This window comes from Shewanella sediminis HAW-EB3 (assembly GCF_000018025.1).
GTDB classification, from domain to species: domain Bacteria; phylum Pseudomonadota; class Gammaproteobacteria; order Enterobacterales; family Shewanellaceae; genus Shewanella; species Shewanella sediminis.
This window is the reverse complement of record NC_009831.1, coordinates 971,978-983,818: the sequence shown is the minus strand read 5'-3', so window position 1 is coordinate 983,818 and position 11,841 is coordinate 971,978. Positions and strand designations below refer to the sequence as shown.

The window sequence follows — 11,841 nt, the reverse complement described above, 5'->3', positions numbered from 1 at the left end:
ATTATTCCCAAATATCGAAGCGTGTCAAAGAACGTCCCAGGGTAAAATCCAATTGCTGTGACAAACTGTGCGCCTTGGTTTTTAACCCACTGCTGCTGATCTCTCTTCGATTCTTACCCGCAAGCACCACCCAGTTTCCGCCGCCAGTCAAGCAGGCCCTAACCTCGCAGAAATGTTTCTGTAGCAGGCTCAGCAAAACGCGGTTTTGGCTATGTTCCTTCCAACAATTGAGCACCAGAAACCCGTCGGACTTGATCAATGATGCCGAGTTTTCGATAAACGCTTCCGACAACTGGCTCTCATCCACACCGTCGGCACCATAAATGTCGGCAAAGATAACATCGGCCTTTTTATGATCACCTTCCTGAAGAAACTGTGCAGCATCTTGATGGATGACGGTGAACTTCTTGCCAATCGGTAATTGAAAAAAGCGTTTAGCCAGCTCAATCACTTTTGATCTCAGCTCAACCGCGGTGACTTTAATACCGGTATCGAAATGACGAAGCGCATGGATCAAACCACCACCACCAAGACCCAAAATAATCACGCGCTTAGGCTTTATAAATAACAGGACTAAAAGCATGGCTTGCAGATAAGTATGCTGAGGAATATGAGGCTCAAGCTTAAGTAGCTTACTCTGCTCATCGTTGTCACCAAAGGAGAGAACACGCATATGTTTATCATCTAAGACCAGCAATGGCCCATGTTCATCTTCACATCGGTGAAGTACTTCTAAATCTGTCATGAGGTCTCCAAAAATTCGGCGTGTATTATGCGCCAAAACAGCTAAATTACAAAATTTCCGGCTCCCTCAACTCGTCTAAAATTAACTGTTCACGGAGAGCAACAAGCGTTAACTGCATGGCCAAAAGTGATGAACAAAAGCACTGGTTCTATCAATAAAAAACCAAATGAAACAGATTTGATAACAGCCACGCAAAACAACACAGCAATCATCACCAAATTTCAACCTGACATTGTGAACCTGCTCCCCAACATTAAAATTTTTGTCATTACAATCTTGCCACTTTCCCATCAACGACTCTCGAAAACCTGGAATATGATGAAAAACCCCCTTATTTCGCTCACTCTCGCCGCCCTATTAACCAGCCAACTGACAGGCTGTATGGGGCAGATGGGGCTCAGCGCGATGCTTACAAAAGGTAATTTGAGCGCAGTAGATAACCGCTATGGCAGAGCCGGACTATTCGTCTTGCTTAGCCCAGTCTATGGTTTAACCGCAACCGCAGATCTATTTATCTTCAACAGCATCGAATTTTGGACAGGAACCAACCCCATCACCAAACGCTCTCCAGCGGTTGTTGATATGCCGGTAGAAGCGATTTTTAAGGTTAATTCACATTTAAATAAAGAACTCACGACAGCGCCACTTCCAGAGGTGAAGCTGACCAATGCCACCATGGAAGCAACCGATGAAGAGACTTTAGTAATGACTTTGACCTTCGATGATGGCAGTCAGCAACAGATGTCAGGACATAAACGAGGGGAACAGGTCGATTTCTATCTCGATAATGAGTTTATCGCCAGAGTCAGTGTCGATGAGTTGGCCAGCTACTCCAGTCCGGCAAAGGCGTAGGAGTATCTCGATTAGGGCCACACTGCGTGGCCCTTCATTAATATATTAAATACTCTCGATGAAAAAATGGCTTAATGACTTAAGCAAGCGATGGAAGAATGCCACAAACTTCTGATACATCTGCATTGCCAATAAACAGTGAGTGAAACTTACTTAAGCAGACGATGGAAGAATGCTACAGCTCCCTGATACATCTGAATGGCTAGTGCAGGATCATGACGAGCCTCACCATCACGCATAAAGGCATGTTGTGCGTTAACCTCGAGCCAACTGAAATTCCTGTCAGTTTTTTCAAGGTTGGCATAAACCAGCTTACGCCCTTCGCTTGATACATGGGGATCTTGCTTACCCCACACCATGGTCAACTCTCCCTGAATATCTTCTGTTCGGGAAAGCGAGTCATTCCCCTTCTCACAAGGGATGGTATTAGAGTGAATATCCGTAGCATAAAGACAGAAAGCCGCAGAGATATCCGGATTAATGGCAGCACGATATGCTAAGTGGCCACCAATACAGACCCCCATACTTCCCACATAGCTGGTACAAAAAGCCAGACTTCTCGCGAAGTGAACCAATGCCTCGGTATCACTATCATGATGCTCCAGTGGTTTGGCAAACTTATCTTCATTGCCTTTATCTTTGCCTGCATCATCATAGGCTAAGACTGTACCTATGGGGTTCAACTCATGAAACACTTCAGGAACAAGCACCACAAAGCCATGTCCGGCCAGCAGAGTGGCAGCTCTTGCGATGGGCGCCGTCTGCTGAAATATCTCTGAATAGAAAATAATGGTGGGAAACTGCCCTTCTGCGCTCGGACGATACAGATAGGTACGCATCGTTCCGGTAGCGGTGGGAATATCGTGGATCTCTTGAGTGACCATCATAATGTTAAACCCTCGGCTGATAGATTAATCATTAATCTATCAGCCAAATATCAAGATGTCAGGTAAAACTATTCGATGAACCTTGTTTTAAAACAGCTCGTTCGGACAGGTCTCCCCTTTAACTAACTGCTCCACATTCATCAAGCTCGTATAGGCAATCGAATTTAGCGCCTCTTGAGTCAGGAAGGCTTGATGGCCCGTGAAAATCACATTATGGCAAGCCGATAATCTTCTAAATACATCATCTTGAATGATCTCATTCGATTTATCTTCGAAGAAAAGTTCTTTTTCATTTTCATAAACATCTAAGCCAAGCGAACCCAACTGACCAGTTTTAAGTGCTTCCATGGCATCAAATGCGTTAAGTAACCCACCCCGGCTGGTATTTATCACCATCACACCAGGCTTCATCTTCTCGAAGCTTTCTTCACATAACAGGTGATGATTAGTCGGAGTCAGAGGGCAATGAAGGCTGATAATGTCGCAAAGCGGATACATCTCATTTAGCGAGATATAATCGATGCCTAAATCTATCACGGCCTGATTAGGAAATGGATCATGAGCCAGCACTTTACAACCGAAGCCCAGTAAAATCTTGATTGTGGCTAAACCGATTTTTCCTGTGCCTATCACTCCCACTGTGCGGTTATGCATATTAAAGCCGACTAAACCTTCTAATGAGAAGTTCGCATCCCGGGTTCGTTGATATGCCTTATGAACTTTACGGTTCAGAGTGAGCATGAGAGCTATAGTGTGTTCTGCCACGGACTCAGGAGAGTAAGCGGGCACATTTACCACCCTGAGCCCTAATCTTTTGGCGGCATCTAAATCGACATTGTTGAAGCCGGCGCAGCGCATCGCTATTATTTTAGTGCCATTCGTGGCAAGTTCGACTAACACCTCTTCACAGAGTGAGTCGTTCACAAATGCACAGATGGCTTCGAAACCGTGTGCGAGTTTGACCGACTGCATACATAGACGATAATCGAAATACTCAATTTCGGCACCGAAAGCCTCATTGGTTCTATCGAAATGCTCAATATCGTAGTGCTTAGCACTGAAGAATCCTATTTTCATCTCTTTCCACCCAACCCGCTAATTTCACCTAATTTGCTAGTATGTACGCTTTTTTACCCTGAATGTGCAAGCAATATCAAATTTTCACCTGGACTTTCTACCTGTCAGTAATTTCTTTTATTATGAGCTTTATTTTCTAAATGGGGTGAAGTTAACCTTCACAGGCGATAAATTCCTGATAAGCTTGCTCCACTCTCTTCTAAAACTTAGCATTATCTCTCCTCTATCATGAAAAAATCTAAGCTTTCTGAAAAACAGTTCTGGTTTCAAAGGATTGGAAAAACCAGCCTTAGGGCATTTCATATTCTTGGGATCACTGGTGCCGGTGGTGGTATTCTTCTTGGCGTCGCTCAGACCGAGTGGATCTTTTATTGGTGTATGGCCATGACGACTGGTTCACTACTTATGCTCTGGGAGATTGTCAGAGACTGGCGCTGGCTGATACAGCTAAAAGGGGTGCTTACTCTGGTAAAGCTAGGTTTACTGGCTCTTTTTATCCCCTTTTCGCATCTTAAACCGGAACTGCTAATAACAGTCCTACTCCTCTCCGTGGTGGTATCTCACGGCCCTGCTGGATTACGCCACTTTTCAGTTATTCATGGACGAAGAATCGATGCCAGAAAAGAAGTTAAAGGTTGAGCCTGAAGCTGCCGCCGAGTTAATCACCCATTTTGCGCCTCTCGAACCTCTTCCCCCTTCAGGAGAGGTCTTAGACCTAGCTTGTGGCGGTGGAAGAAATGGCCTTTGGTTCGCTCAAAGAGAGCACAGGCTCACCTTTATCGACAAGTCACTGGATGGTCTTAGCTCTCGCTCAAATAAACATCGCTATCTGGAATGGGACTTAGAAGATGGCACCGCCCCCCATCTGCCCCAAGAGCAGTTTGATGTCGTGCTTGTTTTCAATTACCTGCACAGACCACTCTTCTCACAAATTAAAACGGCGGTTAAACCGGGAGGCTTAATCTTCTATGAGACATTTACCGAAAAGCAGGCGGAGATCGGCCGCCCCAGAAACCCTGACTTCCTCTTAAAACCTCTCGAGCTCAGATCAAAATTTGATAAATGGGACTGTCTGCATTACTTTGAAGGAGAGGTAAGTACAAATAACAAGCAGAGCTTTAAAGCGCAGTTAATTGCACGAAAGCCAATAAGCCAAAAGTTATAGGCCCACTGAGAAGATGTACAAAGCAAAGGGATTGCTTCTCAAACCTATGGCTCACAACGTCACAAGGATGAATATGTTTCCATATCCAGAACAATATAGACAAGCAGTCCCCCCCATAATCACCGGATTTATGGTTATCTGGGCGCTCTTGAGTCGCTTACTATTTGGCGACAGTAGCAATATCGCCTTTTACCCGCTGTTTATCCTCTTTCCAATTATTGCTCTGCTTCATGCCCAGTTAATCTGGCAAGCGAAGGGAATGGAAAAGTTAGATCAATCCGTTTACGCCTTTATTCACCTCTCACTATCATTCGTTGTCTGGACCTTCTCATTAATGCACGTTAATGGCAGCGGTTTCTCTTAAATCATTGCTTTATAAATATAGAGTTATGAATATACCGTATTCTAAAGTGTTAAAACTCTCATCAGGGCTAAAAGATTTTACTGCAAACAGCCTTTTTTCACTTGCTTCCCCAGTCCGCTTACGGGTATCTTTGCCACGCATTCACACTTAGGTCCTTTTAATGTCTGACTTCGTATACTCACCACCAACTTCTCCCTGGCTAGAGATAATCTATCAAGACAAAGATATTTTGGTAGTCAATAAACCCTCAGGCTTGCTATCCGTTCCCGGTCGGGATCCGGCTCATAGTGATAGCATCTTTACCCGGGTACTAGCCGAACATCCTAACGCACAGATAGTACATAGATTAGATATGGCGACGTCAGGTGTGATCGTTGTGGCATTGAGAAAAAGTGCAGAGCGGGAGTTAAAACGACAATTTCGGGATCGTGAAACGAAAAAGACTTACTATGCGCGTGTTGCGGGTCATGTGAAAGCGGATAATGGTAGCGTCGATCTCCCCTTAATCTGCGACTGGCCTAACCGTCCAAAACAAAAAGTCGATCACGATATAGGTAAAGCTTCACTCACGCACTTTGAAGTAATAAGCAGAGCAAAACGATCGACATTAGTCAAACTGACACCTATCACGGGTCGCTCACATCAACTACGTGTACACATGATGGCGGTAGGACACCCTATACTTGGCGATAACTTCTATGCAGATCCGTTAGCCAAACGATTAGCGAGCCGTTTATTACTGCACGCACAAGAGCTAACCATTAAGCAGCCTTACTCGGGTGAGGAGATGACATTTAACTGTGACACGCCTTTCATGGAGGCTGAGTCAGAACAATAGTTTGTCTAATCCAGGTGGCCAAATCATCTCAGGCTTTGGCCCTCCTCTCTTACCTCCTTTCCCTTTCCTACAATCAAACATCTCTCATCAGATTTGAATATTCGATGGAAATTCAAAACCTAAAAGCGTAAATTAACTGATAATCTTCGTAATAATAAGTATTTCACCATGGAAACATCATTTCAAAGAGATAAGCTCGATAACCAGATCCTATCGGCGCTGATGCAGGAAGCCAGGACACCATTCGCCGAACTGGCAAAACGATTTAATGTCAGCGCAGGTACAATTCATGTTCGTGTTGAGAAAATGAAGCAGGCGGGGATCATTACCGGGGCGCAAATAACCGTAAACCCAAAAGCACTTGGTTATGATGTCTGTTGTTTTATCGGGATCAATTTAAAAAGCGCAGGCGACTATCCAGCCGCGATATCTAAACTCAATGCGCTGGAAGAGGTCGTTGAAGCTTATTACACAACCGGTAACTACAGCGTATTTGTGAAGGTAATGTGCCAATCGATCGATGGGTTACAGCATGTGCTAATCAACCGAATTCAGTCTATCGATGAGATTCAATCGACAGAAACCTTAATTAGCCTACAAAACCCCATCGTCAGGGCTGTAAAACCTTAGCAAACTTGTAATTTTCCTCACCCCCCTCCCCAGATAAAACGACCAAAAAAGTTACACTTAATGATTTTTTTGGTTGTTAAAGTTAACAATTGCGTACATTTATGTTACAACCAATCCTTACCTCTCGAAACAGAGAGGGAAAAAATAATAAGTAAACCATTACAGTTGCCTCACGGATATGTACCTAAGGCAGATTATTGACAAGGAATGAAGTTGTGAAAACAAAAGTATCTATCGCAGTCACGGCCGCGCTAATTTCGAGTGCCGCCATCGCAAGCAGTGATTTTTCTGCTAATAAATATTCTCCTGAGCTAACCTCTGTAAACAACTACAACAAACCACAAACATCGAGTCCATCTCTTGTTGCTCCCCAGCGTTTTATCGTAGAACTCGAGTCTCCGGCTCTGGCCAAATACAGGGGAGGCATTCAACAGCTAGTTGCAACGGCTCCCGCAAAGAAAGGTCAAAGAATCGATGTTCAATCGGCCGGTGCGAAGAGTTACGTAAGCCACCTGAGCCAAGAGCAAAATGCATTTACCAAAGCCCTTTCAAAGAGTGCACCTAATGCGAAAGTTGAGCGTAACTTTAAAACGCTTTTCAACGGTGTGAGTCTTGTTGCTCAAGGAATGACACTCGAGCAGATTGCCGCAATGCCTGGTGTTAAGTCTGTTTACCCTGAAACCATGTATGAAACCAACATGGATGCTTCACATGAAATCATCAACGATGCGGCCATGTGGGAAGTGGTTTCAGGCATGGAGAATGCGGGCAAAGATATCCGCGTCGCCGTTATCGATACCGGTATTCGTCCTGAAAACCCTATGTTCTCAGGTGAAGGCTTTACTAAGCCTACGGCAGATATGCCTGCCGATGATTATTGCTCGACGGTAGATACCAGCTTTTGTAATGACAAGCTAATTGTCGCTCGTTGGTCCCAGCCAACATTTGAAGTTTGTGCCGATGAGCACATGAGCCCGCTTGGATACGGTGGTCACGGTTCACACGTAGCAGGTACCTCTGTTGGTAACAAGATCAGCACGACCTATAAAGATGTCGATGTGGATCTCTCTGGTGTCGCTCCCGCCGCATACCTGATGGTATATAAGGCACTGTTCACTAAGACCGACTGCTCCCGAGGCAGCGGTAGTAACATCATGCTGATGGAAGCGATGGAGCATGCGGTTAATGACGGCGCCGATGTTATCAACAACTCATGGGGTGGCGGTGCAGGCGGCGATCCGGCTAACAGCCCGTACAAAACCATGTATGAAGCCGCCGAAGCCGCCGGCGTTGTCGTCGTTACCGCCGCAGGTAATGACGGTAATGGCGCACAAACTATCGGATGCCCGGCCTGTATCGAGTCAGGGATTACTGTCGCTAACAGCACCACCGGTCGCTTCTTCGCTAACAGCTTTACAATGGGTGATGATGAACTGCTCGCCATCGAAGCCAATAACGAGTTGCTAACTGAGGATATCACTTTACCTGTAATTGCAGCTGTGAATATCGACGCTGACAATTTTGAAGGGTGTGATGCATTCCCGGCAGATTCATTTAAAGATGGTATTGCGTTAATTTCACGTGGTGCATGTGCATTTAGTGATAAGACTGCGAATGCGCAGGCCGCCGGTGCTAAGGCCATTGTTGTCTACAACAGTAAGCCTGGAGCCCCCATCAGCATGTATATGCCTGATGCTACACTTCCTGGTGTGATGATCTCTGATGCCGATGGCGCAGCCGTTATCGAAGGTTTAGAAGAGGGCGTTGCTTGTACTATTGGCTCAACAGTTAAGCGTATCGCCAACTCGACTTTAGCCGATCTTATCAATGCTTCGAGCTCGCGTGGTCCAAACGGTAATCAAAATATCCTTAAGCCAGATCTGGCGGCGCCGGGTACTTCGATACTTTCAGCCACCTCTCCCGATGAAGATGGCACTGACTTTACCACTATGACTGGTACAAGTATGGCCAGCCCTCACGTTGCCGGTGCCGCAGCCCTGATGAGTCAACTGCACCCGGACTGGAGTGCCAATGACATCAAGACAGCGTTAACATCGACCTCTCATATGGCGGGTATACTCGATGATGATGCTGAAACGGATGCCAACCCATTTGCTATGGGTGCGGGTCGTATGGATCTTGATGCGGCAGCTAAAGCTGTCTTAACATTCGATAAGCCATCTGTTGCTTCTGACTCTTGTGTCGGTCCATGTACATTTACCCGTACCGTCTATAACAAGAGCGATGAAACAACTTCATGGTCACTTTCTGCTGCGGCTGACAGCGCCGGGATCAGCATTTCACCAACCACTCTGGAACTTGAAGCTGGCGCCTCAGCGACATTTACCGTAACCGTCGACTCGACGTTCAGTGAATATGGCTCTTGGATCTTCGGCAACGTCATGATCAAGAGTGATGAAGGCAAGCAAGATGCTCACCTGCCACTTGCCGTTATGGCGAAAGAGTCGAGTGACGCTTCACTTATCTCAACACTTACTACGCAAGCAGATATCAAGGCAAGCGATGAGTTTCCTATCAAAGCCGTTGTTAATAACTCTATCTTCGAAAATACAGTTACCCTAACGGCTAATGCACCACAAGGAACCAAGCTTACCTCAGAAGATGATGTGACCGTCTCTATTAGCGGTGCAACACAGCACGGTTTCGATATTAATGAAGATCTGGGACGTATTACCTGGGTAGGTAAACTCGACTTGCCAGAGATGAGCTCTATCAAGGATGTGGGTGGATTCCCGAGCATTATTGATTTAGGGGTTTTACCTCAACCATGTGAAAGCGGCTGTGACGAAACGGCGCTGACATTCAACTCTCTTCCCAGCTTTAAATACAACGGCGTGAGCTATGACAGCATCACCATGGGCGATAATGGTTTAGCCATTGTCGGTGGTGGTTCAACTTCAGGTACCTGGAATAACAAAGAGCTACCTGACTCTGCCAACCCAAATAACATCATCGCACCATTCTGGTCTGATTTCGATCTAGCCGATACTTCAGGTACCGATACCGGTGGTGGAGATATGGCTATCGGGGTATTTACCGGTGGTGACGGCACAACCTGGTTGGCTCTGGAGTGGAAAGATGCGCAGCTATATGCAGATGAGTCAAATACTAAATATACCTTTAGCATCTGGATAAAAACAGGCGATGAAGAGCTGGTATTGTTCAACTACATAGATGTACCTAACATGCCTGCAAATCTGACAATCGGAGCCGAGAATATCGGTGGTTCGGTTGGTACAACCTTCCACTACAATGGGCAAGGTAGTAGTGTAACCAATGGTGACGGCGTCATACTTCAAACATCGACTGCCGGTAGCGTAAACATTGACTACAAGGTTAAGTCTACCGAATTTAACCCGGGTCAAAGCGACAACGTCTCTGTAGATGAAGAAGCTACATTAGCGTTTAATGTGCTCGATAATGACATGAAGGACCAAAAAATCGCTCATGTTTCAGTCACCGGTGATGGCATGACAGCCGAAGCTTTGCGTTTAATTGATGTGGCTCCTACCGGTGCCCTTGGTAAAGCGATGCTTGTAGATGAGCCATCTAACGGTGAAGTAACACTGAAAGAAGACGGTACTGCTGAGTATACTCCTGAAGATGATTTCTTCGGTAAAGACAGCTTTAGCTATACCTCTGAAGATGCCGATGGTAATACCGGGAACGCGACTCTGGTAAACATCACAGTAAATAATGTCAACGATGCACCTAAGGTGAGCCCATCAGGTATGTCCAGCACCGAAGGATTCGCTGTTAAAGCATCGGCCAATGGCAGTGATGTTGATGGTGATGATCTGACATACACCTGGACACAAGTAAGCGGCACGAGTGTTGAGTTTACCAATGGCGGCGAAAGTATCGGCTTTACCGCTCCATCTGGCGATCATGAGCTTGTCTTCTCTGTCGTTGCTTCCGATGGTGAGTTAGAGAGTGAAGCGGGCACGGCAACAATCACTGTAAATTCAGTCAAAGAGGACACCTCTGGTGGTTCACTGGGGTGGTTGACTATGCTACTGCTTCCTTTTGCAGGCCTGCGTCGCCGTAAGCGTTAATGCAATCGTAAGTTAGACTGTTGAACCGAAAAGGGAGCCTGATGGCTCCCTTTTTATATGTGACTTTTAAAATAATTTAGCGTTGTTTCAAAATTATATCTCAAACACCTGCGTCATCACCTTATACATCTCAGTTCCTTGATACACAGATGCTGAGGCAAAATGTAAAATAGGCACACAGTCCTGACTCAGACTCAGTGGCGTAAGCACACGTTCACTACCATAAAGATCCAGCCGAAGAATATTTGCCAACGGGCTTCCAGCCTCAAGGGGTTCGCCTAGCCTTGCCAGATATTCCACCATTCCTCCCATAGGCGCATGATACTTTTTATAATCTTTAAGATAGCAGGCATAACGTGACATCTTTGCAGGCTCAACTTCTTGAGCGATAACGCCACGGAAACTCAGGTAAGCTAAAATCCCTTTAGCATCAACAAGCGCATCCTCGAGGTTAATGTACTCCTGAGGTCCTAACTCCAAGGTAAAGGCTGAAACTGGCACCTTACATTCACGGCCAATAGCGTTCATATGGTTACTTAGCTGCCACCATGGACAAAAAACAGACTCATCCATAGCACCACCAAACTCATTGGGAATAAGTAAGGTATAGGGAATAGAGAAAAGCGATGCAGCGTCGGCCTCATATTCAGGACAATAGAGGTGTTTACAGGACTTTGGACCTGTGTGAAGGTCTAAGACGATATCAGCCTTATGTGCCATCAGCTGAAGGTTAACCGCTTGCTGATGTCCAGAGGTGACGCCCCATTCGCCGGACAGGCGCTGATGACAAGCCTCGACCAGCATCTCTCTGAAACGAATAAAGATCTCTGGGTTACTCAGTTCTTGATGTGCTTCATACCAGACTGCAACATCTAACTTATGATCTAAATATTCCCGATTCCAATTCACACCGGTAATGGGATCGAAACGGCCTAAGGTAAACTCACCACTCTTTTGATTGATCCCTAAAGGGTTAGCCAAGGGAACAAGTGTGATATCACCACATAAGCTATACCCTTCTAACAGCTGCATCAGCTGATAAATAACGGCATTACCCTGCACCTCGGCACCATGAACATTGGCTTGAATATAGACACTCGGCGCCGTTGCTTTTTCAGCCTTTAAGCTGAATATCGGAACCGTAAGATCTGGACCCGTGGCCAATTCACCTATCTTAAGCGACGATTGGGTAACGCTCATTATTTAT

General features: G+C 45.7%; 11 protein-coding genes. 7 read left to right on the top strand and 4 right to left on the bottom strand.

The genetic code is table 11. The features are described 5' to 3' along the window. Nucleotide 1: 1 nt before the first annotated feature. The gene (locus SSED_RS04275; RefSeq protein ID WP_012141175.1) at nucleotides 2-745 is read right to left on the bottom strand and encodes a spermidine synthase; all 744 of its coding nucleotides are present in this window, start codon (nucleotides 743-745) and stop codon (nucleotides 2-4) included. Between the two features lie 318 nt (nucleotides 746-1,063). On the opposite strand from SSED_RS04275, the gene SSED_RS04270 reads away from it, so the two are divergent. Further along, nucleotides 1,064-1,597 carry a DUF3332 domain-containing protein gene (locus SSED_RS04270; protein WP_041421965.1) on the top strand — a complete coding sequence of 178 codons (534 nt, stop codon included), beginning with the start codon at nucleotides 1,064-1,066 and terminating at the stop codon, nucleotides 1,595-1,597. A 149-nt stretch (nucleotides 1,598-1,746) separates the two neighbouring features. Here SSED_RS04270 and SSED_RS04265 read toward each other — a convergent pair whose 3' ends face one another. Together SSED_RS04265 and SSED_RS04260 are read right to left on the bottom strand one after the other, a co-directional pair. Continuing rightward, complete coding sequence (locus SSED_RS04265) at nucleotides 1,747-2,484, bottom strand: dienelactone hydrolase family protein (RefSeq protein WP_012141173.1); 738 nt, start codon at nucleotides 2,482-2,484, stop codon at nucleotides 1,747-1,749. An 87-nt stretch (nucleotides 2,485-2,571) separates the two neighbouring features. Beyond that, nucleotides 2,572-3,561, bottom strand: a complete 990-nt coding sequence (locus SSED_RS04260; RefSeq protein WP_012141172.1) for a 2-hydroxyacid dehydrogenase — start codon at nucleotides 3,559-3,561, stop codon at nucleotides 2,572-2,574. Between the two features lie 228 nt (nucleotides 3,562-3,789). Here SSED_RS04260 and SSED_RS04255 point away from each other — a divergent pair, with 228 nt between their 5' ends. From SSED_RS04255 to SSED_RS04230, 6 genes are all read left to right on the top strand, one after another. Next, nucleotides 3,790-4,200, top strand: a complete 411-nt coding sequence (locus SSED_RS04255; protein WP_012141171.1) for a membrane protein — start codon at nucleotides 3,790-3,792, stop codon at nucleotides 4,198-4,200. Beyond that, nucleotides 4,175-4,726 carry a class I SAM-dependent methyltransferase gene (locus SSED_RS04250; protein ID WP_012141170.1) on the top strand — a complete coding sequence of 184 codons (552 nt, stop codon included), beginning with the start codon at nucleotides 4,175-4,177 and terminating at the stop codon, nucleotides 4,724-4,726. The genes SSED_RS04255 and SSED_RS04250 overlap by 26 nt, the downstream gene beginning before the upstream one ends. Before the next feature lie 73 nt (nucleotides 4,727-4,799). Continuing rightward, nucleotides 4,800-5,090 carry a hypothetical protein gene (locus SSED_RS04245; RefSeq protein WP_012141169.1) on the top strand — a complete coding sequence of 97 codons (291 nt, stop codon included), beginning with the start codon at nucleotides 4,800-4,802 and terminating at the stop codon, nucleotides 5,088-5,090. A 160-nt stretch (nucleotides 5,091-5,250) separates the two neighbouring features. Beyond that, complete coding sequence (rluA, locus tag SSED_RS04240) at nucleotides 5,251-5,928, top strand: bifunctional tRNA pseudouridine(32) synthase/23S rRNA pseudouridine(746) synthase RluA (protein WP_012141168.1); 678 nt, start codon at nucleotides 5,251-5,253, stop codon at nucleotides 5,926-5,928. A 168-nt stretch (nucleotides 5,929-6,096) separates the two neighbouring features. Continuing rightward, nucleotides 6,097-6,558: a transcriptional regulator AsnC gene (gene asnC, locus SSED_RS04235; protein WP_012141167.1), complete on the top strand. Its 462-nt coding sequence runs from the start codon at nucleotides 6,097-6,099 to the stop codon at nucleotides 6,556-6,558. 215 nt (nucleotides 6,559-6,773) lie between these two features. Next, nucleotides 6,774-10,634 carry a S8 family serine peptidase gene (locus SSED_RS04230; RefSeq protein ID WP_012141166.1) on the top strand — a complete coding sequence of 1,287 codons (3,861 nt, stop codon included), beginning with the start codon at nucleotides 6,774-6,776 and terminating at the stop codon, nucleotides 10,632-10,634. A gap of 93 nt (nucleotides 10,635-10,727) precedes the next feature. Here SSED_RS04230 and SSED_RS04225 read toward each other — a convergent pair whose 3' ends face one another. Further along, nucleotides 10,728-11,834 carry a succinylglutamate desuccinylase/aspartoacylase family protein gene (locus SSED_RS04225; protein ID WP_012141165.1) on the bottom strand — a complete coding sequence of 369 codons (1,107 nt, stop codon included), beginning with the start codon at nucleotides 11,832-11,834 and terminating at the stop codon, nucleotides 10,728-10,730. Nucleotides 11,835-11,841 lie beyond the last annotated feature (7 nt).

What these genes read in the sequence shown, in the direction of transcription:
- SSED_RS04270 (WP_041421965.1), top strand. Translation starts at nt 1,064, where the DNA reads ATGAAAAACCCCCTTATTTCGCTCACTCTCGCCGCCCTATTAACCAGC.
- SSED_RS04250 (WP_012141170.1), top strand. Translation starts at nt 4,175, where the DNA reads ATGCCAGAAAAGAAGTTAAAGGTTGAGCCTGAAGCTGCCGCCGAGTTA.
- SSED_RS04275 (WP_012141175.1), bottom strand. Translation starts at nt 745, where the DNA reads ATGACAGATTTAGAAGTACTTCACCGATGTGAAGATGAACATGGGCCA.
- rluA (WP_012141168.1), top strand. Translation starts at nt 5,251, where the DNA reads ATGTCTGACTTCGTATACTCACCACCAACTTCTCCCTGGCTAGAGATA.
- SSED_RS04265 (WP_012141173.1), bottom strand. Translation starts at nt 2,484, where the DNA reads ATGATGGTCACTCAAGAGATCCACGATATTCCCACCGCTACCGGAACG.
- SSED_RS04225 (WP_012141165.1), bottom strand. Translation starts at nt 11,834, where the DNA reads ATGAGCGTTACCCAATCGTCGCTTAAGATAGGTGAATTGGCCACGGGT.
- asnC (WP_012141167.1), top strand. Translation starts at nt 6,097, where the DNA reads ATGGAAACATCATTTCAAAGAGATAAGCTCGATAACCAGATCCTATCG.
- SSED_RS04245 (WP_012141169.1), top strand. Translation starts at nt 4,800, where the DNA reads ATGTTTCCATATCCAGAACAATATAGACAAGCAGTCCCCCCCATAATC.
- SSED_RS04255 (WP_012141171.1), top strand. Translation starts at nt 3,790, where the DNA reads ATGAAAAAATCTAAGCTTTCTGAAAAACAGTTCTGGTTTCAAAGGATT.
- SSED_RS04260 (WP_012141172.1), bottom strand. Translation starts at nt 3,561, where the DNA reads ATGAAAATAGGATTCTTCAGTGCTAAGCACTACGATATTGAGCATTTC.